At 35.7% G+C, this 22,617-nt stretch carries 21 protein-coding genes and 4 tRNA genes; 7 read left to right on the top strand and 18 right to left on the bottom strand.

The genetic code is table 11. The features are described from left to right. Nucleotides 1–100: 100 nt before the first annotated feature. Together GA0061080_RS04770 and GA0061080_RS04775 are read left to right on the top strand one after the other, a co-directional pair. Nucleotides 101–871 (top strand): hypothetical protein, encoded by a 771-nt coding sequence (locus GA0061080_RS04770; protein ID WP_091121919.1) that lies wholly within the window; start codon nt 101–103, stop codon nt 869–871. Nucleotides 872–934: 63 nt separating this feature from the next. Further along, nucleotides 935–1,747, top strand: coding sequence for a hypothetical protein (locus GA0061080_RS04775; RefSeq protein ID WP_091121922.1), 813 nt, complete (start codon nt 935–937; stop codon nt 1,745–1,747). Nucleotides 1,748–1,780: 33 nt separating this feature from the next. Here the strand turns inward: GA0061080_RS04775 and nudC are convergent, their stop codons facing one another. The 6 genes from nudC to epmB all read right to left on the bottom strand — a co-directional run bounded on the left by nudC (nt 1,781) and on the right by epmB (nt 6,300). Next, nucleotides 1,781–2,584 (bottom strand): NAD(+) diphosphatase, encoded by an 804-nt coding sequence (gene nudC, locus GA0061080_RS04780; protein WP_091121925.1) that lies wholly within the window; start codon nt 2,582–2,584, stop codon nt 1,781–1,783. Nucleotides 2,585–2,634: 50 nt separating this feature from the next. Further along, nucleotides 2,635–4,263 (bottom strand): membrane protein insertase YidC, encoded by a 1,629-nt coding sequence (yidC, locus tag GA0061080_RS04785; RefSeq protein ID WP_091121933.1) that lies wholly within the window; start codon nt 4,261–4,263, stop codon nt 2,635–2,637. After that, a complete protein-coding gene (gene yidD, locus GA0061080_RS04790) occupies nt 4,263–4,505 on the bottom strand; it encodes a membrane protein insertion efficiency factor YidD (RefSeq protein WP_091121979.1) in 243 nt (80 codons plus the stop codon). Before yidD ends, yidC begins: the two co-directional genes overlap by 1 nt. A 47-nt stretch (nt 4,506–4,552) precedes the next feature. Continuing rightward, nucleotides 4,553–4,909: a ribonuclease P protein component gene (rnpA, locus tag GA0061080_RS04795; protein ID WP_091121937.1), complete on the bottom strand. Its 357-nt coding sequence runs from the start codon at nt 4,907–4,909 to the stop codon at nt 4,553–4,555. 11 nt (nt 4,910–4,920) lie between these two features. Beyond that, nucleotides 4,921–5,061 (bottom strand): 50S ribosomal protein L34, encoded by a 141-nt coding sequence (gene rpmH / locus GA0061080_RS04800; RefSeq protein ID WP_025314679.1) that lies wholly within the window; start codon nt 5,059–5,061, stop codon nt 4,921–4,923. A gap of 210 nt (nt 5,062–5,271) precedes the next feature. Further along, entirely contained in the window at nt 5,272–6,300 is a 1,029-nt protein-coding gene (gene epmB, locus GA0061080_RS04805) for an EF-P beta-lysylation protein EpmB (protein WP_091121940.1), read from the bottom strand. Nucleotides 6,301–6,332: 32 nt separating this feature from the next. Between epmB and efp the strand changes: the two genes are divergently transcribed. Continuing rightward, entirely contained in the window at nt 6,333–6,899 is a 567-nt protein-coding gene (efp, locus tag GA0061080_RS04810) for an elongation factor P (RefSeq protein ID WP_065626984.1), read from the top strand. Between the two features lie 925 nt (nt 6,900–7,824). Here efp and GA0061080_RS04815 read toward each other — a convergent pair. The 3 genes from GA0061080_RS04815 to mazG are packed head-to-tail and all read right to left on the bottom strand — an operon-like array spanning nt 7,825 to nt 9,060. Continuing rightward, nucleotides 7,825–8,082: a hypothetical protein gene (locus GA0061080_RS04815; protein ID WP_091121943.1), complete on the bottom strand. Its 258-nt coding sequence runs from the start codon at nt 8,080–8,082 to the stop codon at nt 7,825–7,827. Next, a complete protein-coding gene (locus GA0061080_RS04820; RefSeq protein ID WP_091121946.1) occupies nt 8,079–8,264 on the bottom strand; it encodes a hypothetical protein in 186 nt (61 codons plus the stop codon). Before GA0061080_RS04820 ends, GA0061080_RS04815 begins: the two co-directional genes overlap by 4 nt. Next, on the bottom strand, nt 8,257–9,060 hold the full coding sequence (mazG, locus tag GA0061080_RS04825) for a nucleoside triphosphate pyrophosphohydrolase (protein ID WP_091121949.1): 804 nt from the start codon (nt 9,058–9,060) through the stop codon (nt 8,257–8,259). Before mazG ends, GA0061080_RS04820 begins: the two co-directional genes overlap by 8 nt. A gap of 228 nt (nt 9,061–9,288) precedes the next feature. Here mazG and GA0061080_RS04830 point away from each other — a divergent pair, with 228 nt between their 5' ends. Further along, nucleotides 9,289–11,292, top strand: coding sequence for an OPT family oligopeptide transporter (locus GA0061080_RS04830; protein ID WP_091121952.1), 2,004 nt, complete (start codon nt 9,289–9,291; stop codon nt 11,290–11,292). A gap of 147 nt (nt 11,293–11,439) precedes the next feature. Beyond that, on the top strand, nt 11,440–13,362 hold the full coding sequence (locus GA0061080_RS04835) for an ABC transporter ATP-binding protein (protein WP_091121956.1): 1,923 nt from the start codon (nt 11,440–11,442) through the stop codon (nt 13,360–13,362). A 198-nt stretch (nt 13,363–13,560) separates the two neighbouring features. On the opposite strand, the gene nusG is transcribed toward GA0061080_RS04835, so the two are convergent. From nusG to tcdA, 9 genes are all read right to left on the bottom strand, one after another. Then, nucleotides 13,561–14,106 carry a transcription termination/antitermination protein NusG gene (gene nusG / locus GA0061080_RS04840; protein ID WP_091121960.1) on the bottom strand — a complete coding sequence of 182 codons (546 nt, stop codon included), beginning with the start codon at nt 14,104–14,106 and terminating at the stop codon, nt 13,561–13,563. A gap of 1 nt (nt 14,107) precedes the next feature. Further along, entirely contained in the window at nt 14,108–14,509 is a 402-nt protein-coding gene (gene secE / locus GA0061080_RS04845) for a preprotein translocase subunit SecE (protein WP_209435739.1), read from the bottom strand. A 137-nt stretch (nt 14,510–14,646) separates the two neighbouring features. Further along, complete coding sequence (tuf, locus tag GA0061080_RS04850) at nt 14,647–15,831, bottom strand: elongation factor Tu (RefSeq protein ID WP_065582082.1); 1,185 nt, start codon at nt 15,829–15,831, stop codon at nt 14,647–14,649. A gap of 183 nt (nt 15,832–16,014) precedes the next feature. Beyond that, a tRNA-Thr gene (locus GA0061080_RS04855) sits at nt 16,015–16,090 on the bottom strand. 3 nt (nt 16,091–16,093) lie between these two features. Beyond that, nucleotides 16,094–16,168, bottom strand: a tRNA-Gly gene (locus GA0061080_RS04860). A gap of 55 nt (nt 16,169–16,223) precedes the next feature. Further along, nucleotides 16,224–16,308, bottom strand: a tRNA-Tyr gene (locus GA0061080_RS04865). A 33-nt stretch (nt 16,309–16,341) separates the two neighbouring features. Further along, a tRNA-Thr gene (locus GA0061080_RS04870) sits at nt 16,342–16,417 on the bottom strand. 152 nt (nt 16,418–16,569) lie between these two features. Then, nucleotides 16,570–19,266: a bifunctional acetaldehyde-CoA/alcohol dehydrogenase gene (gene adhE, locus GA0061080_RS04875; RefSeq protein WP_091121965.1), complete on the bottom strand. Its 2,697-nt coding sequence runs from the start codon at nt 19,264–19,266 to the stop codon at nt 16,570–16,572. A gap of 293 nt (nt 19,267–19,559) precedes the next feature. Further along, nucleotides 19,560–20,354 (bottom strand): tRNA cyclic N6-threonylcarbamoyladenosine(37) synthase TcdA, encoded by a 795-nt coding sequence (gene tcdA, locus GA0061080_RS04880; protein ID WP_091121968.1) that lies wholly within the window; start codon nt 20,352–20,354, stop codon nt 19,560–19,562. Between the two features lie 287 nt (nt 20,355–20,641). Here tcdA and GA0061080_RS04885 point away from each other — a divergent pair, with 287 nt between their 5' ends. Next, nucleotides 20,642–21,646: a dihydroxyacetone kinase subunit DhaK gene (locus GA0061080_RS04885; protein WP_091121972.1), complete on the top strand. Its 1,005-nt coding sequence runs from the start codon at nt 20,642–20,644 to the stop codon at nt 21,644–21,646. Between the two features lies 1 nt (nt 21,647). Next, nucleotides 21,648–22,277 (top strand): dihydroxyacetone kinase subunit DhaL, encoded by a 630-nt coding sequence (gene dhaL / locus GA0061080_RS04890; protein ID WP_091121975.1) that lies wholly within the window; start codon nt 21,648–21,650, stop codon nt 22,275–22,277. The last annotated feature ends 340 nt before the right edge of the window (nt 22,278–22,617 follow it).

The following is a 22,617-nucleotide window of genomic DNA, read 5'->3' on the forward strand; positions in this document are numbered from 1 at the left end:
GATTTTACTTTACATAAAATGTAAAAAAGTTTCAGGAATGCTATATGTTTATGTAAAAAAATGATAATATTTAATTAGATAAGTAATAAGGAAATAAAAAATGATTGATGAGCTGATACCAAATGAATTACATGATGAATTTAAAGCTTTTCGTCATGAACTACAAAAAATAATATTACAACATGCAGAATCTTGCCCTTTTTGCAAAAAAATAGAATTTTATATCATTCGTTCAAAACCAACTAAAACATATCATTGCAAAAACTGCCATAAATATTTTACCGCTTCAACTAATACACCATTCAATCGCTTAATACCATTTAATTGGTTGGAAACAATATTTACTAGCCGTATAAAAAATATTAGCTATACCAATATTGCTAAAAATCTTGGAATTTCATTCGAAAAAGTAATGCGCCGAGAACGTGCGATTATCAATTATCTTCAAACTTATTACCCATTATTACATAAGTGGTATACACAACAAAAACAAGCCACATTAATTCCAATCTTAGCAGAACAATATAAAACGATAAAAGCAAAAGTCACAGCTTTACTAAATGAACAAAACCCAACCTGTATACATTGTGATTCTAACGAAACCGCCAAAATTGGAACTCGTACTTGCTATCGCTGTAAACGCTGTAGAAATAGTTTTAATATTGTAAGCAATACTAGCTTAAATCGTATTCCTAAACCTGAATTATGGTTACAATTTATCGATCTGCTTGTTTTGGATAAAAATAATTCACAAATAGCAACAATACTTAGTTTACACAGTGATACTGTACATAAATGGCGTTCAATTTGGTGCAACATGATGAAATATTGGCATTGTGAAGCGCTAGCCACTTGGTGTGAACATAAATAATTACTCAATTTTACTCTTTATTATAAATATTTTTAAACAATAGGATAAGTGGGAATCAGTTTTATGAAAAAGAATATTTTATCCATATGTGTCATTAGCAGTGTATTATTAATTACTGGTTGTGACGATAAGAAAATACCTGATAAAAAAATATCAGAACAATCATTTGCTCAATTACCAACAGCAGTTATTAATAGTTATCTTTTTCATACTGAGCCAGAGCTATTACCAAATAATAAATTAATTAAACAACAAAAAATAACGGGAAGTGGGTCAAATAAAATCATCAACTACAATATACAAGGCTATGTTGCTAATTATGATTTAGATGGTCTTTATGGCGAAGTGAATTATGATTCGGCTAAGTATATTTTCGGTAATAATCGAAAGCAATATAATATTACTTTTGATACAAAAAAAAATATCCTTACAATACAAGATAGTGACGGTGATATTGTCGCTAATTCTGAGTTCGATGAGCAAGGACATTTAGTTGAAACAACTTTATCTCATTTTGCTGGGAATAATGTTATTTTTAACAACCAGATTATATATGAAAATAACCGTGTAGAACTTGTCTCATATAATGCCTATGTTCTAGTTGATGATAAAACAAAGTTTCCAATTTTAGCTCAACAAAAAGACATCATTTATAATACAAATAACCAAGTAGAAAAGACCATTACCAAAACATATCAGTTAACCTCAAATGGTGAGATCATCATTAATAACCAAAATGAACAAGAAGTTGAATTAACTGAAACCTGTACTTACGACAACTACAATGAAAATCAAGATTGGACTAAAGCCATTTGTGTCAAAACAGGGGTTGAGTCAGGAACGGTTGAGCTAACTCGTACTATTGAGTATCAATAAACCTAACGCCTATTGATAGTAAAGTGAATATGGTTAATTTTGTCCTAATTCATCATATTCACGACACAAAGCAATCGTCTCTTCTATTAAACGTCTTGCAATAGTGCCATATTCAGGAATTTTAGGCAATTGTGTATAATGGTACCAATTTGCCTCAACAAGCTCGTTTTTATCTACTATTATTTCACCACTATCATAATCAGCTAAATAAGCCATCATTAGTGAATTTGGGAAAGGCCAAGGCTGGGAGCCAATATAACGGACATTTTTAATTTTAAGCTTCGACTCTTCAAAAACTTCACGCTCAACAGCTGTTTCCATGGTTTCACCAATTTCAGTAAACCCTGCTAAAACAGTATATAAATTATCTTTATTATGCCTAACATGCTTGGCTAACAAAATTTTATTTTGATGGCGAATTGCTACAATAATTGATGGCGAAATTTGTGGATAATAACGCTCTTTGCAGTGAGCACACATACAACACCATTCTGTGCTACTAATATACATTTCATGTCCACAATATCCACAATATTTATGGGAGCGATAAAATTCAGAAAGTTGCACAGCTCGACCAGCCATATTAAATAAAGATAGATCACTGCTATCAAGTAATGAACGAATTGAGCTCATAGCATTTTTCATATCATGACAAATCAACCACGCAACCTGTCCATTCCATTCACCAATTGGTTGAGCACGTTGATTTGTAAAACCTAGCTCCTTAGCGCAACCTACAGGCACTTCGCCATTCGGCAACCATAACCGACCATTAGCACTCACAAACCAATAACCTATTTCACTACCTATTAAATTAAATTGTTGCTGTATATTCATTATAACCACCCAAAATGAAAAAGGAGGATTTTACCCCTCCTTTATTTATATTATTTCTTTTTCTTTTCGTGAAGTCCTTTTTTCTCAAGTTCCCAGTAGATAATGCGCTGCTGAGCAATTGTGAATAAATTACTAACAATATAATATAAAACCAAGCCTGATGGAAACCACAAGAAAAATACCGTAAAGATTAATGGCATGTAAGTCATTAATTTTTGTTGTAGTGGATCGGTAACAGGTGTTGGTGACATCTTCTGAATTAAGAACATGGTCCCCCCCATCAATAATGGTAGGATATAATATGGATCTTGCGCTGATAAGTCATGAATCCAAAGTGCAAATGGCGCATGACGCAGTTCAACCGTATTACCTAACATATAGAACAAAGACAAGAAAATTGGCATTTGAATAAGCAATGGCAAACATCCACCTAATGGGTTCACTTTTTCTTGTTTGTAAAGTGCCATTGTTTCTACACTCATTTTTTGTCGATCATCACCATAACGCTCTTTCAAGGCTTGTACTCGAGGTTGTAATACTTTCATCTTAGCCATAGAACGATATTGAGCACGTGTTAATGGGAACAAAACACCACGTACAATAAATGTAATAACTATAATTGCAAAACCCCAGTTACCAATAAAACTATGGATAAACTTCAGTAAGTAGAATAAAGGTTGCGACAAAAACCATAACCAACCATAGTCAACAACTAAATCTAGGTGGTTAGCTGTCTCTTTTAATTGGCTTTGAATTTCTGGGCCCAACCACAATTTTGCATCAATCGTTTCTGTATGTCCAGGTTGAATAACGGTTGATTCACCTTTGAAGCCAATAGCTGCTTGGGTGCTTTTGACCGACGTACGGGAATAAAATAAAGTATTTTTATCCTGAGCTGGCACCCATGCCGAGGCAAAATAGTGCTGCAACATCGCAATCCAACCGGTTTGGGTTTCAACAGCTAATGCTTTATCTTTAATATCATCAAAGCTATATTTACTATAATTAGTACTAGAACTAGAGTAAGCTGTACCACGGAATGCACTTTGCCCTAAACCGCTACCGCCTTCAGTTTGGATATCATCAGGCAATTTAATAGTTTGTTTTAATTGACCATACATTGCAACTTCAACTGGCGCACTACTTTGGTTATTAATATCATATTGAACACCAACCGCATAATTACCACGATGCAACACATAATATTTAGTATAAGTAACACCATTAACTTGATACGTTAATGGTACTCGCAATTCATTTTGACCATCAGCTAAAACATATTCGGTTTGTGCTGTTTGATAGATTGGACGTTTTGAGCCTTGCATAGCGTTATCAGGACCGTCTTTACCCGTTAAACCACTTTCCGCAATATAAATAAAATCAGGGCGAGAGGTTAATAATTGAAAAGGTGTACCTGAGTGAAGTTTTTGCTCATATTTTAATAATTGAGCAGCTTGGACATCACCGCCATAAGTATTAATAGTGAGTGACAATACGTCAGATTTCACGGTGATTGTTTTACCTTGTGCTGAAATATCAATAGAATTATCGTCATTGACTGATTGCGTCAACTGATTAGCGATAGGTGGTTTTGGAGCATGGTCTTCTTCCCACGCTTTCCAAATAAAAAAAGATACAAAAAGTAAAACAATGACTAAAATATTACGTTGCGATCCCATTAGTGTTTTTCTCTATTGGTTTTAGTTTTGGGAGGAACAAAATCTTCTCCTCCTTCATGTAAGGGGTGACATTTTAATACACGTTTCGCTGTTAGCCAACCACCTTTTATTAATCCAAAGCGCCTTAATGCAATTATTGCATACTGCGAACATGTCGGTGTAAAGCGACATTTAGGCCCGAGTAAAGGGCTAATAACACGTTGATAGACACGAATAAAAAATACAAAAACATTAACTATCATATCTTTACATGCACAAATATGCAATTTGATAATCAATATTAATTTATTTAATCCTTTTGCTTGGCGATGATTCGTTGGCATAATTGATTAAGTGTTTCTACAATTTGCTGATTATCTAAATCTATAACAGGTTGTTTAGCCATCAGAATGAAATCAATATTAGGGAACTGATGTTGATGATGCCGAAAGTACTCTTTAGCAAGCCGCTTAATACGATTACGTTCGTGAGCTCGTTTTACCTGTTTTTTAGCGATAGCAAACCCTAATCGAGGATGATTTAAGGTATTTTTTCGTGTAACTAAGGTAAGAAACGGAGAGCCAACTCGAACAGACTCTTGAAAGACATAATTAAAATCAAAGGGAGTTAACAAACGCAACTCCCGAGGAAAAGTGAGCTTAATCACCCAACTTTAAATTAGCTAGCAACAGTTAAACGAACACGGCCTTTAGCACGACGGCGAGCAAGAACTTGACGACCGTTTTTAGTAGCCATACGAGCACGGAAACCGTGAGTTCTATTGCGTTTTAATACTGATGGTTGAAATGTGCGTTTCATGACGATTTATATCCAAATCTAATTTATCAACAAGGCGTAGAGTAAAACTCCACAGCATTAATTAAAGAGGTCGGAATTATAGTACCAATTTTATTTTTCGTCAATGAGATTTTTACAGACAAATTCCATTAATATCTAATTACCATGCGATGAAATAAAGAAGAATAAACAAGTTATAACATTATACTTTATAAAGTAAAACCTAATTGGCTAACCCCAAAAAGTGAGTACTTGCTTACTTTTTTCACCACCAATTTCTCGTGCTAGTTTAGGCACTAAATAACCTGATACTTGCTCGGCAAGTTGTTTCATAATAACTTTAGCTGACTCATCATCAATCCAAAAATGAGCCGCACCTTGTACTTTATCTAACAAATGAATGTAATAAGGTAAAATACCAATATCAAAAAGTCGATTACTTAACATTGCCAACACATCGGCATTATCATTCACATTTTTTAACAAAACACTTTGATTAAGCATTGTCACACTCTGCTTTTTTAATAACGAAACGGCCTGAGCGACATCGTTATCAATCTCGTTTGGATGATTAATGTGAGTAATCACGACACATTGCAACCGACTTTTAGCAAACAACTGACATAACTTAGGCGTAATACGCGACGGAATCACCACCGCTAAACGCGTATGAATGCGCAACCGTTTAACGTGAGGGATTTTTTCTAACTCGCTTATCAAAAACGCCATTTCATGATCTTTAGCCATTAACGGATCCCCCCCTGAAAGGATAATCTCATCAAGTTCAGGGTGATTGGCAATATATTCAAGTGCCATAACAAGATTCTGCTTACTGCTTTGATTATCATGATAAGGAAAATGCCGCCTAAAACAGTAACGACAATTAATTGCGCAACCGGTCTTTGTGATTAATAGCGCACGGTTATGGTATTTATGCAACAACCCAGGAATGGTATTATCTTGCTCTTGCAGTGGATCATGGCTATAACCATTGACGTTTAACAGCTCGTCTTCATGACAAAGCACCTGTAACAAGAGTGGGTCATTACTATCACCTTTTTTCATTCGATTAATAAAAGCCCTAGGAACCCGAAGTGGGAACTGCTTCCTTGCCTGCTGCATCGAGCTCGAAACCGTGTCGGCATTCAATCCTAAATAAGAATATAAAATATTGATATCTGTCACAACATTGGCAAGATCAACAATCCATTTATCTTTATTATTTGGTAGTTCAATTTTTTGCTGTATAATATGGCTCATTTTTGTAATTCAGAATTTTAGTTGGAGCTTTTATGGCGTCTTATAGTACAAATGAGTTTAAAGCCGGTCTTAAAATAATGCAAGATGGCGAACCATGCGTTATTGTTGAAAATGAATTTTATAAACCGGGTAAAGGACAATCTATTAACCGAGTAAAAATTAAAAAATTACTTTCAGGCAAAACTGTCGATAAAACATTCAAATCTGGCGAATCGGTTGAAGCTGCTGACGTGGTTGATATGAATCTAACTTACCTTTATACCGACGGTGAGTTTTGGCACTTTATGAATAACGACACATTTGAACAACTTTCGGCTGACGCAAAAGCCGTTGGCGACAATGCAAAATGGTTAGTTGATCAAGCGGAATGCATTTTAACTTTATGGAACGGCCAACCGATTGCAGTTACACCACCCAATTTTGTTGAACTTGAAGTGGTCGAAACCGATCCAGGCTTAAAAGGTGACACAGCAGGAACTGGCGGCAAGCCTGCAACATTATCAACCGGCGCCGTTGTTCGTGTACCATTATTTGTACAAATTGGTGAAATCCTTAAAGTGGACACGCGTTCAGGTGAATACGTATCACGTGTTAAATAAGTTAACTTTTATCAAAAAAAGAGAGGCCTTTAACCTCTCTTGCTTACCTAAATAGCTCATATTTAAAAATTCAATTTCTTATTTTACATTATATGTAGAATTTCTCGCGTTGTTTACAGTAATTTTAAAAACTACTGTAATAAATATACATAAAAGACAAAACTAACGCCTTATTACAGACAAGAAATAGAGTGCTGATATCATAAAGAAAAATAACCGTTACTAATTAGGCTAAACGCTTTATGTTCAGTCACTAGGCCTCTTATAACGTGATAAAAAGCCCGATGGAATCTTTTTTTGCCTTTTTAACCAATCAGAATAAACGTTATAAAACCATCAGTTAGGGTTTTAAATGTTTGTTTAAAATGAGAAATCCATTGAAAATAAATTAAGACGGTAAACAAAACCACAAACTAGAGAATATTTTCTTTTGGTTATCTATTTGATTTTTTCAATCTTTATACATAAACGTAGTGCACTCCTGAAACTTTTTGACAAAAATAGCGAAGTTTTATTTATTTAAATAAAATATCTGTTTAGATAAACTGTGTATCAAGCAAAAATCAACAAAATCACCTGCCACAAACGAAAGGAAAAGCCGAAAGCATGATATGAACTTTGAATTGAAATGTAGCATAATCAGCCAATATTTAACGACTCAAAATATAGAAAACAAAAAATTAAACACTTTATTAATTTTTATAATACCGTTAAACCGCATAAAGCGATTTCAGGGGAAACGCCTTATAAATTTTTAGAGGATTATTTTAATCATGAAGTGTAAACAACTCGGCATTTTCCTACACATTATGGTATCTCGAATTTTCTCGAAAAATTTAAATTCTGAGCATAGAAAATGGCTCAAAGATTCAAGGCTATCACATAAAATATTTTCATATACTACTATCCACAACTTACATACCAATTACAAATAAACCACATGCTTGCCCTTTTCTGGCTGGAAGGTTGCTTTACCAAATTCATCTAAAAAATAAGCAATATGATCGGCTTTATCCCCCACTAGGCGCCCTTTGACTTTGTTCCATGTCATAAGGACTATCATGGCATCGGGTTCGCAACAAATTAGCATGGGTTGTTCAAATTCTTCGTTCCAATAAAACTCGCCACCGTACAATTTATGTGCGGTAAGTAATAAATAACATCCATATTCTTGCGATATCATGTTGAGTTGTTCTTCTGGAATGCTAAAGTTTTTTCAGCTAGTTCACTGATGATCATTTCAACGACAGTAATGCTTTTTTCTGAATAATCGAGCTGATTGATGCTCCATGTTGGGCTGTTTAAAATGGCATTTTGTGCCCACGCTTCGATTTCTTGATGCAGTTCGTTTTTTTGTTCAGTCATGTTGAGTTACTTCGCTATTAGGGTTAATTTGTTCTAGTTGTTTAACACTTTGCCACGCGGCTTCCATTTCTTCAAGTGTTGCTTGAGTTAAAGTAATATTTTTTTGTTGAAGGAACGATTCGACTTGTTTAAAGCGTCGTGTGAATTTTACGTTAGCCTGCTGCAAGCAAAGTTCCGATTTGATTTTTAAGTGCCTTGCTAAATTGACAGTTGCAAAAAATAGGTCGCCAAGTTCTTCTTCAATTTTTTGTTGTTCACAATTATTTTTGTTAAGCTCTTGTTCAACTTCGTTAAGTTCTTCTTTGACTTTGTCTAGAACTGGTTGTAATTCTGTCCAATCAAATCCAACCGATGCACAGCGTTTTTGTATTTTGTCTGCTTTTATTAAGGCGGGGAACGCATTTGGTATGTCGTCTAATAGTGAGTATTGTGCGCGGTTATTACGTTCGGTCTGTTTTAGTTGTTCCCAGTTTGGTTTTTCGGTGTTGCTATTACCAAATAGATGGGGGTGGCGATGCACTAATTTATCCGCTACGGTTTGACAAATATCGTCAAAATCAAATGCATTTTGTTCTTTGGCTAAATCAGCATAAAAAATAATGTGAAACAGTAGATCGCCAAGTTCATTTTTAAGTTCGTGCATGTCTTGCCGTTCTATGGCGTCTAGCACTTCGTAGGTTTCTTCTAAGGTATAAGATTTTAAAGATTCAAAAGTTTGCACGCGATCCCATTCGCATCCTTTTATCGGGTCACGCAATTGTTGTGTAATGATTTGCAAGCGTTGTAATTGGCTCAAGGCATTTTCCGTCGATTTTTAATAAGTTAGTTGTGTTATTGTAAAACTTTCATTACAAAAGCGTTATTGATTTTAACATCAATACCCATATATTTTGCTTTTGTTGGTAAATTATTCGTTAAAAAAACATTAATATTTTAAAAAATATAGTTATTTACGGAACTTCTAGCTGATAAATGTAAATTGAGTATATAATACGTAGCTTTGAAATTAACTTTATAAAAAAATATGAATAATTTACGAGAACTTACGTTAAGAGGAACCATTCTTGGTGCCCTCATTACCGTTATTTTTACAGCGTCAAATGTCTATCTTGGTTTAAAAGTAGGATTGACATTTTCCTCAGCAATTCCTGCTGCAGTGATTTCGATGGCTGTACTGCGTTTATTTTCAGGCGCAACGATTTTAGAAAATAATATGGTTCAAACGCAAGCTTCAGCAGCTGGAACGCTTTCATCCATTATTTTTGTTCTTCCTGGTTTGTTAATGATCGGTTATTGGCAGGGGTTTCCGTTTTGGTTAACGTTTGCTGTGTGTGCCGGTGGCGGGATGCTTGGGGTTTTATTTTCTATCCCTTTACGTCATGTGATGGTTGTTAAAAGTGATTTGCCTTATCCTGAAGGCGTGGCTGCCGCTGAAATTTTAAAAGCAGGATCTAAAACTGATAATAATGAAGCTAATGATGGACTTAAGGATATTTTATTTGGTGGCACAATCGCCTCTGTTGTCAGTTTATTTACTAATGGCTTTCGCGTGTTATCTGATAGTGCGGCTTATTGGTTTAGTGCCGGCAAATCTATTTTTCAATTGCCTATGGGGTTTTCTTTAGCGTTACTTAGTGCTGGCTATTTAGTTGGCATTATGTCTGGCATTGCTATTTTGATTGGTACAATTATTGGTTGGGGATTTGGTATTCCAATTTTAAGTTTCGTAACTGATTATGATTCTAGTGAACCTTTAGCTAAAGTCGCAATGGGGCTTTGGGCAAAAGATATCCGTTTTATTGGGGCCGGTACGATTGCTATAGCTGCTATTTGGACGTTGCTTACGTTAATGAAACCGATGATTGAGGGGTTAAAGCTCTCTTTTAAAAGCATGCGTTCAGATGTGTCAGCTAATGATATTGCACCAACCGAGCGCGATTTATCACCTAAAGCCATTTTTTTTATTATGGCAGGTATGTTAGTTATTTTATTAGTGACTTTTTATAGCTTTATTGCTGATAGTGGGCTGTCGGCAGGTGTTGCTTGGTCATTAGTGTTTTGCGCTACATTATTTGCTTTTATTATGGGCTTTCTAGTAGCTGCCGCTTGTGGTTATATGGCTGGACTTGTTGGTTCATCGGCTAGCCCAATATCTGGCATAGCCATCGTTGCAGCCATCGTTATTTCATTGGTTTTATTAGGTTTGGGTGAAGCCAATGGTATGTTAGCTTCTGCCGAGGGTTCTAATTTTGCTACAGCTCTTGCGCTGTTTACTACCAGCGCAGTGCTATCAATAGCCTGTATTTCAAACGATAATTTGCAAGATCTAAAAACAGGTTATTTAGTTCATGCAACACCATGGAAACAACAAGTTGCGTTATTAATTGGCTGCGTGGTTGGTGCGATTGTTATTGCCCCTATTTTAGAAATTTTATATAACGCTTACGGCTTTACCGGTGCGCTTCCACGCCCTGATATGGATCCAAAACAAGTATTAGCTGCGCCACAAGCAACACTGATGACAACAATTGCTAAAGGCATTTTTTCTCATCAACTTGATTGGACAATGATTTTAATTGGGCTTGCTTTAGGTACAATTGTTATCATTATTGACTTAGTTCTTGCTCAAAATAAATCTAAGTTTCGTATACCAGCTCTTGCTATTGGTTTAGGTATTTATTTACCTCCAAGTATTACAACACCAATCATTATTGGTACTTTTTTATCATGGATAATTAAACGTTATGCTTATAAAAAAGCAAATGCACAAAATTTAGATCCTGAAGCACAATTTAAAAAAGTCGATCGTAAAGCGGCATTAATTGCATCAGGGCTAATTGTTGGCGAAAGTTTAGTTGGTGTGTTACTGGCAGTTGTAATTGTTATTAGTATTACAAGTGGCGGGAATGATGCACCACTTGCAATTTCGGCAGATTTAGGTGTGTTACCTGAGTTTTTAGGTCTTTTTGTTTTTGTTAGCGTTTGTCTGTTTTTTATTCGTCGCGCTTTATCAGCAATTAAGAAATAGTCCTATTGAATAATTAAATTTGAGCCCTTTTCGTTTTAACAAAGGGCTTTTTTATTTAAATTGATTGTTTTATAACATTCCTAATTTTGAATGATTAAAACAATCTTTTATTAACCTATTTTACTTTGAATAATAGACAAAAATATCATGATAATTTTTGATTCAATCCAAGTGCGCCGAGGCGTTAACTTGCTTTTAGATAATGCATCAGCATCCATTAATCCTCAACAAAAAGTGGGGTTAGTGGGTAAAAATGGCTGCGGAAAATCCACCCTTTTTTCACTAATTAAAGGTGAAATCCAAGCTGATGCTGGCACATTAAGTATTCCATCTCACTGGCAACTCGCTTGGGTCAATCAAGAAACACCTGCCTTGGATATCCCTGCCATTGAATATGCGATTGATGGCGATCGTGAATATCGTCAATTAGAAAAGCAGTTAAATATTGCCAATGAGCAAAATAATGGTCAGCAAATTGCGGTCATTCATGAAAAGCTTGATACCATAGATGCATGGACAATTCGTGCACGAGCTGCAACGCTTTTACATGGTTTGGGGTTTTCTAACGAGCAATTGCAACTACCGGTTAAGTCCTATTCTGGTGGTTGGCGAATGCGATTGAATTTGGCACAAGCGTTAATGTGTCGTTCTGATTTATTATTGCTTGATGAACCAACCAATCACCTTGATTTAGATGCTGTCATTTGGCTTGAAAAATGGCTAAGCAACTATCAAGGAACTTTAATTTTAATTTCTCACGATCGTGATTTTTTAGATCCTTTAGTCAATAAAATTATTCATATTGAACAAAAAAGTTTATTTGAATACACCGGTAATTACTCTTCATTTGAGATTCAACGTTCAACTAAACTTGCTCAACAACAATCACTTTATGAAAGCCAGCAATTAAAAGTCGCTCATCTGCAAAGTTATATTGATCGTTTTAGAGCTAAAGCTACAAAAGCTAAGCAAGCACAAAGCCGAATAAAAATGTTAGAACGAATGGAGCTAATTGCGCCTGCTCATGTGGATAATCCATTTCATTTTAGCTTTAAACCATCAGAATTTTTGCCTAGTCCACTATTAATGATGGACAAAGTTTTGGCTGGCTATGACGATAAAATTATATTAGAAAAGATTAAACTCAACTTAGTTCCAGGTTCACGCATTGGGTTATTAGGACGCAATGGCGCAGGGAAATCAACGCTCATTAAGCTACTAGCAGGTGAAATCCAACCCAAAGCAGGAAATATTAATTTAGCAAAAGGTGTGCAATTAGGTTATTTTGCTCAACACCAATTGGAATACTTGCGCGCTGATGAATCCCCACTTTGGCATTTAATGCAACTTGCTGAACCCAAAAATACGGAACAAGAGCTACGTAATTATTTAGGTGGGTTTGATTTTCAGGGAGATAAAGTTACCGAGCCTGTTAAGACTTTTTCAGGTGGTGAAAAGGCACGTCTTGTTTTAGCTTTAATTGTGTGGCAAAAACCAAATCTACTTTTATTAGACGAACCAACTAACCATTTAGACTTAGATATGCGGCAAGCTCTAACTGAGGCATTGATTGATTTTGATGGTGCATTAGTCGTAGTTTCGCATGATCGCCATTTGTTACGTTCAACTACTGATGAATTCTATTTAGTTTATGATCATAAAGTTGAGCCATTTGATGGCGATCTTGATGATTATCAAAAATGGTTAGCAGAAGTACAAAAAACTGAAAATCAATCCAATGATGAAGGTCAGTTAATAAAAAAAGAAAATGCCACTAATATTTCAGCTCAGGATCGTAAAGAACAAAAACGTAAACAAGCAGAATTACGCACACAAATACAGCCGATTAAGAAACAGTTACAAAAGGAAGAGCAGTTACTTGATAAATTAACCAATCAACTAAAAAAAATTGAAGAGCGACTATCTGATCCTGCAATCTATGACGTGAGCAAAAAAAACGAACTGACAAATTTGTTACTAGAACAAAGTCAACTTAAAAATCAATTAGAAGAGGCGGAGTTACAGTGGCTAGATTTGCAACAACAACTAGAAGCCTTTAATTTGGATTAATAACAATTAATTTGTTAAAAAGTTTCAGGTAACACTACGTTTTAGTATAAACAATTGTAAGGATTGTTTTGTATTAGATTATTTTCATAAATAGTTATTACATTTATTAAACATCAATATAAAAAACCACAAGATAAAATCTTGTGGTTTTCTAAAATATACTACTAATTTTTTATACTAAAAATCTATATCAAAAGATTAGCTCTTTTCAACTTGGCTAAAATCTAGCTCTACCGGAGTTGAACGTCCAAAAATAGAAACAGACACTTTTAAGCGGCTTTTTTCGTAGTCAACTTCTTCGACAACACCATTAAAGTCAGCAAAAGGACCTTCGTTAACTCGAACAAGTTCACCCGGTTCAAATAATGTTTTAGGACGTGGTTTATCGCCTATTTGTTGTAAACGATTCATGATTGCATCAACTTCTCGTTGGCTAATTGGAGCTGGTCTATCCGAAGTGCCACCAATAAACCCCATTGTTCTTGGCACGCTTTTGACTAAATGCCAAGATGCATCATTCATCATCATTTCAACTAGTACATAGCCAGGAAAGAATTTACGCTCACTTTTTCGACGTTGACCACTTTTCATTTCAACGACTTCTTCTGTTGGTACTAAAACTTCACCAAATGCATCTTCCATATTATGTAATTTAATATACTCACGTAATGATTGTGCAACACGTGCTTCATAACCAGAATAAGCTTGAATAACATACCATCGTTTTTGCTGTGTTTCACTCATATTAACGCCCTATCAATGTTAAATAAAAAACAACTGAACGGAATAAAGAGTCCATTCCCCAAAGCGCCAAGCCAGCAACAATTGTGATAGCTGCAACGAGTAAAGTTGTTTGTGTGGTTTCTTTACGGGTTGGCCATACAACTTTTCTTAACTCTTTTCTAGATTCTTGTAAAAATGATAAAAAGGATTTGCCTATGTTGGTTGTCATCGCAATAAATAAAGCCAATAGTGAAATGATAACAACTGCAATAATTCGAACTATTGTATTAGGTTGATATATATCATTAGGTCCAGAAAAATAAAAATTTCCCCAAACAACAAACGCAATCAATACTAGAACTAAACTCCATTTGAATTTATCTAGAATAGTATTTGGATTTTGACTCTCGTTACTCACTAGCATATAAAACCTATATTATGTTATTTATAATAATATCTATTTTCCAAAATGCTCTTTTAATAAAAACATTTTGCTAAACAGACTAGATAAGAAAGGGCATCGACTGACACCCTTTCTATTGTCACTAAGTTTTAACTCAATTATTTAATAACTTTAGCAACCACACCAGCACCAACAGTACGACCACCTTCACGAATCGCAAAACGTAAACCTTCTGCCATCGCAATTGGGTGAATTAATGATACTGTCATTTTGATGTTATCACCAGGCATAACCATTTCTACGCCTTCTGGTAATTCGATAGTACCAGTTACGTCAGTTGTACGGAAGTAGAACTGTGGACGGTAACCTTTGAAGAATGGAGTGTGACGACCACCTTCATCTTTACTTAAGATATACACTTCTGATTCGAAATCAGTATGTGGTGTGATTGAACCTGGTTTTGCAAGTACTTGACCACGTTCAATTTCTTCACGTTTTGTACCACGTAGTAATACACCAACGTTTTCACCTGCACGGCCTTCGTCAAGTAATTTACGGAACATTTCAACACCAGTACAAGTTGTTTTAGTGGTTGGCTTGATACCAACAATTTCAACTTCTTCACCAACTTTGATTACACCGCGTTCAACACGACCAGTTACTACTGTACCACGTCCCGAAATTGAGAATACGTCTTCAATTGGTAATAGGAATGGTTTGTCGATATCACGCTCTGGCTCTGGAATGTAGCTATCTAATGCTTCTGCTAATTCAACAATTTTGTCTTCCCATGCTGCTTCACCTTCTAACGCTTTAAGCGCTGAACCACGAATTACTGGTGTATCATCACCTGGGAAATCGTATTGAGATAGAAGTTCACGTACTTCCATTTCAACTAATTCTAATAACTCTTCGTCATCAACCATATCACATTTATTTAAAAATACGATGATGTAAGGAACACCTACTTGACGACCTAAAAGGATGTGCTCACGAGTTTGTGGCATAGGACCATCAGTTGCTGCTACTACTAAGATAGCACCGTCCATTTGTGCCGCACCAGTAATCATGTTTTTAACATAGTCAGCATGGCCTGGGCAGTCTACGTGTGCGTAGTGACGAGTTGGTGTATCGTATTCAACGTGTGAAGTGTTGATGGTGATACCACGTGCTTTTTCTTCTGGTGCGTTATCGATTTGATCGAATGCACGAGCTTGACCGCCGTATTTTTTAGCAAGTACAGAAGTAATTGCAGCAGTTAGAGTTGTTTTACCGTGGTCAACGTGGCCGATTGTACCAACGTTAACGTGGGGTTTTGTACGTTCAAATTTTTCTTTAGACATTTATCGTCCCTCAAATGTAATACAAATCGGTGGTGAATCACCACATTAACCAAGTATCATATTTAATATCAACATAATACTAACTTAAAATTAGCTCTGAATGATAACAGATAAAGTTACCGAGTGACAAGCTATAAAGCAGGCAAATTTGATATTTTTAGAAGTTTAGGAGATTAACAAGAATGGTGCTGATAGGCAGATTTGAACTGCCGACCTCACCCTTACCAAGGGTGCGCTCTACCAACTGAGCTATATCAGCAATTGGAGCGGGCAGCGGGAATCGAACCCGCATCATCAGCTTGGAAGGCTGAGGTAATAGCCATTATACGATGCCCGCATGTTCAAACTCGGCTACCTAAATGCTTCAATTAGCTATTGCTAATATTAGATGATGGTGGTGGGGGAAGGATTCGAACCTTCGAAGTGTGACACGGCAGATTTACAGTCTGCTCCCTTTGGCCGCTCGGGAACCCCACCCCGAATCTTTATAAATTTGTCTACTTAGGAAAATGGTGCCGGCTGCCGGAATCGAACTGGCGACCTACTGATTACAAGTCAGTTGCTCTACCTACTGAGCTAAGCCGGCCTAAGTGCTGCGCATTATGAACTAGAACATTTAACCTTGCAAGCAAAAAAAACAAATTTTATTTTGTTTGCTTAAAAATAAATCAAAAACATAAAAAAACCCCGAAATATATGCTTATTTCAGGGTGTTATTTAGTTCAAAATAAACTTATGTTATTTCTTTTTAACTACATTTTTGGAGGTTGCCCCTACACCTTTAGCCGCTGTTTGTACCGCTACATCTTCGCTAATATCGCCTTTGTCTTGATATGCACGACCATAATAAGTATCAAGAAGGATCTGTTTTAGCTCAGCAATTAGAGGATAACGTGGATTTGCACCAGTACATTGGTCATCAAAGGCATCAACTGCAAGCTGATCGACTTGAGCCAAGAAAGTTTTTTCATCCACACCAAATTCTTTAATAGAAAATGGAATATCAAGATCTTTTCTAAGTTGATCTAACCAACCAATTAATTTCTCGACTTTCTTCTCATCATTATCCGTAGCAGCGGTTAGACCTAAATGATCAGCAATTTCGGCATAACGGCTAACTGCTTTAGGATAACCATATTGGCTAAACGTACCTTGTTTAGTTGGTTTGTCGGTTGCATTAAAACGGACAACATTACTAATTAACATCGCATTAGCAACACCATGAGGAATATGGAATGCTGCACCAATTTTATGAGCTATTGAGTGACAAACACCAAGGAATGCTTGAGCAAAAGCAACGCCAGCTAATGTTGCTGCACTATGCACTTTTTCTCGAGCAACAGGATTTTTAGCACCTTCTCTATAACTTGCCGGTAAATAAGCTTTAAGTATGCTTAGCGCTTGTAACGCTTGCCCATCAGAAAATTCACTTGCCATAACTGATACATAAGCTTCTAAAGCATGCGTTACGGCATCATAACCTCCAGCAGCACAAAGCGAGCGAGGCATATTCATCACTAAATTTGCATCAACTATTGCCATATGAGGCGTAATAGCATAATCCGCTAATGGATATTTTTGACCTGTTGCATCATCAGTAACAACGGCAAATGGAGTTACTTCAGAACCTGTACCTGATGTGGTTGTTACACAAATTAATTTTGCTTTTTGCCCCATATTTGGGAAGTGGCAGGCACGTTTACGAATATCCATAAAACGTAATGCTAGTTCTTCGAATTTGGTTTCAGGGTGCTCATATAAAACCCACATAATTTTAGCAGCATCCATTGGTGAACCACCACCTAAAGCAATAATTGTATCCGGTTGGAATGCTTGCATTGAATCAGTACCCTTACGCACGACACTTAATGTTGGATCTGCTTCAACATCAAAGAAAGTTTCACAAATAACACCTTGTGCTTCTAATTGATCGGTGATTTGTTTTGAGTAACCGTTATTAAATAGGAATTTATCTGTTACCAAAAATACACGTTTTGCACCTTGCTCAACCACTTCACTTAAAGCAACTGGTAGTGAACCACGTTTAAAATAGATAGAACTTGGTAGTTTGTGCCATAACATATTTTCTGCTCTCTTAGCGATTGTTTTCTTATTGATTAAGTGCTTCGGTCCAACATTTTCAGATACCGAATTACCACCCCAAGAGCCACATCCTAATGTTAAAGATGGCGCTAAATCAAAATTATATAAATCACCAATACCACCATGAGCCGCCGGTTGATTTATTAAAATACGGCAAGTTTTCATTTTACTACCAAAATAAGCAATACGTTCACGATTGCTATCTTGATCAGTGTAAAGAACTGAAGTGTGACCCATTCCACCCATTTCAACCAATTTTTCTGCTTTATCAACAGCTTCAGAGAAATCTTTAGCCTTGAACATAGCAAGCGTTGGAGAAAGTTTTTCGTGGGCAAACGGTTCAGATAAATCAACTTTACTTACTTCACCAACAAGTACTTTCGAACCAGCAGGAACTTTAAGGCCGGCCATTTCAGCAATTTTAGTTGCTGGCTGACCAACAATATTGGCATTTAAAGCGCCTTTGTCGTTTAAAATAATACCTTGTACTGCTTTGGTTTCTTTAGCATTTAAGACATATGCACCATATTGAGTTAATAAACGACGTACTTCATCATAAACAGAATCAACAACAACAATTGCTTGTTCTGATGCACAGATCATCCCATTATCAAATGTCTTAGACATAAGTACTGAGGCAACTGCACGTTTTAAATCAGCTGTTTCATCTATAACAACTGGTGTATTACCTGCACCAACACCTAACGCAGGTTTACCTGAACTATAAGCGGCTTTTACCATGCCTGGCCCACCAGTTGCTAAAATAGCAGACACATCATCATGATGCATTAATGCATTTGATAATTCGATAGACGGTTCGTCAATCCAACCAATAATATCTTTTGGTGCCCCCGCTTTAATTGCGGCATCTAATACAATTCGAGCAGCTTCAATAGTTGATTTTTTAGCTCGCGGGTGTGGAGAAAAGACAATTGCATTACGGGTTTTTAAGCTAATTAACGATTTAAAAATCGCTGTTGAAGTTGGGTTAGTTGTTGGAACAATTCCACAAATAATACCAAGTGGCTCTGCTATAGTAATAGTACCGAATGGTTCATTTTCAGCAACGACTCCACAAGTCTTATCGTGACGATATTTATTTAAAATATACTCAGCGGCAAAAAGGTTTTTTATAACCTTATCTTCGACAATTCCCATTCCTGACTCTGCAACAGCTTGTTGCGCAAGTGGAATACGTGCCGCAGCGGCGGCTGTCGCCGCTGCTACAAAGATCTTGTCGACTTGTTCTTGGGTATAAGTTGAATAAGTCTCCTGCGCTTTTTTGACTCGAGCCATTAACTCATTTAACTCATTCATGTTAGTTACTGCCATAGATTTCTCCTTGAAATTAAAAAATAAATCGGGATCGTTTGGCGTCTTCCTTGAAACTATTTAATGCTTAAGCATAATGACAAAACGAAATTGACGTTATCGTAAATCAGATTTTTACTTTATACAATAATATATTGAATAAAAAAAAGCATGTTGTTAAAAGTAGCATAATTTTTATGCTTTTAATCAGTAACAAAGAAATAGGTATAAACACAAAAGTCAACCATTTCTACTCAAAAGTGGTTATCATTAATGGAATTTGTTATGGAAGAAAAAAGACTAGTTTTTAAAAATTATGTGTTACACAATTTATTTAGCACATAACTAACCGCCACAAAACCAAAAGTAGCTGTAACTGTTGTAATTGCGCCAAAGCCTGACTCACAGTCCATTTTTTTTGGTCCATCTGCTTCGCTTTTTGTTAAACATACTTTTCCATTTTTAGAAGGATACGTTAATTGCTCAGTCGAAAACACACAAGCAATGCCGTATTTACCTTTGCTATCTTTATTTAATTTATAATTATATTTTAGTTTCTCACGTAACTTGGCTACCAATGGATCTTGAATTGTCTTTGCTAAATCGGCAATTTTAATTTGGGTTGGATCTTTTTGCCCACCAGCTCCACCAATGGTAATCACTTTCAATTTTTGTCGCTTACAATATGCAAGCACAGCCGCTTTATCGTGTACACTATCAATTGCTTCTATAATATAGTGATAACGCGGAGATTGCTTTGTTCCTAAATATTCACCAACATTATCCGAATTAATAAAATCATCAATTTCATTCACAATACATTCAGGATTAATTTGTAAAATGCGTTCAGCCATAACCGAGGTTTTAGGTTTGCCAATATTGGATTTTAAAGCATGAATTTGGCGATTTGTATTTGTTACACAAACATCATCCATATCAATTAGGGTAATTTGACCAATACCGCTACGCACTAGCGATTCAGCAACCCAAGAACCTACACCACCAATACCAATGACACAAATATGCGCTTGCGAAAAACATTGCAAAGCCGACTCACCATAAAGCCTAGCTATACCACTAAAACGTTGAAAGTAAGATTCTTTATTCATCAATAATTAATAATAGTGTTTTATACTAAAACACCTACTCTCCTGAAACTTTTTTACAAATTATAACTGTAATATTCTTTATATAAAGAATTTATCAATAAGTATTATAGATATTATACCTTTCACGAATAAAAAACCAAATTAATAACTCGTCATAAAAATGAACTACATCATCCCGATGATGAGCAATCAGTAGGATATTATTTGTCATTAATTGTATTCGTTTGAATTATTAGTTTTTCCTACAATAAATGTTGTTAACTATGATTACTTAAGAGGAAAAATGAATGCGCAAACCCAAAAAACTACTTAATGATCCAAATAATGTAAGACAAGAAGTTATGCAAGGGTTGATTTATGCCTATCAGGGAAAATTAACTGCAATTTCGGATTACTGTGCCGTTTATGGCAATCATATTGCAAGCGATCAAGTTGTCATTGTCTCAGGCGGTGGAAGTGGACATGAACCAACCTTCGCTGGATTCATCGGTAATGGCGGTATTGATGGCTGTGCACTCGGTGAAGTATTCACATCACCATCACCAGATCAAATTATTGAAGTAACCAAAACGATAGAAAAAGGGAAAGGTGTACTATTTTTATATGGCAACTATTCTGGAGACGGAATGAATTTTGATATTTCAGCTGAAATACTAGCTGAAAATAATATTATTACTAAAACAATTCGTGCTACTGATGATATTGCTTCAGCACCATTATCAAAGATTTCAGATCGCCGAGGTGTTGCGGGTATTATGTTTTTATACAAAATTGCTGGTGCTGCGGCTCAATTTGAAAAATATGATCTTGAAAGTCTTTATCAAGTAGTATCTAAAGCCAACAACAACGTTCGTACTATAGGTGTAGCCTTAGATGGATGCGCATTACCTCAGTCCAGTAAATTCAATTTTGAATTAAAAGATAACGAAATTGAAATTGGTATCGGTATCCATGGTGAAGCCGGGTTACACCGGCAAGAAATAACTTCATCTGATGAGGTTGTCAAGGATATGATAAATCGCCTTTGTGATGATTTACCTTTCAAAAACGGCGATCGAGTGTGTGTGCTAATTAACAATTTGGGCGCACTTAGTAACACCGAGCTGCTCATCATAACACGTAAAGTAGGTATTGAACTTGATACTCGAGGCATAATTAGCCACGATGTTGTTGTTGGTCATTTTTGTACATCGCTTGAAATGTCCGGCTTTTCAATTACCTTAATAAAGTTAGATGAAGAACTACAACATCTTTATGATTTACCTTGCAAAACACTAGGATGGAGAAAATAAAATGAATTTATCACAAGTTCGCAAAATGATGTTATTCACTGCCGAAAAAATGGTTGAAAGCGAACCGACATTAACATCTTTAGATCAAATTGTGGGAGATGGTGACCATGGTATTGGTATGAAACGTGGATTCGCTGCGATCATTGTGTTACTACAAGATGAAAAATTTCAACCAACTAATATAGGTGATTTTTTTATTCAAATTGGCACAAAATTAATGACAAGTATGGGCGGTGCCTCCGGGGCAATTTTTGGTACTTTATTTAGAGCAGGAGGAAAAAGTATTACTGGAGTCACAGAATTTGATTCCAATGCACTATCAAAACTACTTAATGAAGGTTGGCAGGCTGTCTATCAACGTGGCAACGCTAAACCTGGAGATAAGACCATGGTTGATGCCTTAGCCGCTAGTGCAACAACAGCAAGTGTATTAACTACTTTGAAGTTAAATGATGCACTACCTAAAATAGCACAATCAGCTATGGAAGGCGCAGAAAAAACAAAACAAATGATCGCTATATTTGGTCGAGCTAAAAATTTAGGTGAACGCGCAATTGGCCACATGGATCCTGGTTCGGTTTCAATGGCGTATATTTTGAAATTTATGAATGAATATATTCAAACCCAATAAAAAAATAGATCCGCCGATGATATCGGCGGACATCATCATCACAATATCGATAAAAGAATATTCTAAGTATTATTGATAAAATGTCTAAGTATTCAAACAACATCTAATTTTTTAAAATAAAATTTTTTACTGATTCACTATTTTTCTATTAATTGACTAAAATAAATAGACTAAAAATTATTTTTTAAATTTAATTTGTGAAGGATAGGCCCAATGTAACTCTCCCCTAAAATAGCACAACAAAAAAGTAGAAAATTCTCTATGATAAAAGTAAAGGGTATTTAATTATGAAAAAAATGACTGAACATCAAATCGTCGCTATTTTAAAAGAAGCTGAAGC

Source organism: Gilliamella intestini, assembly GCF_900094935.1.
GTDB lineage: Bacteria > Pseudomonadota > Gammaproteobacteria > Enterobacterales > Orbaceae > Gilliamella > Gilliamella intestini.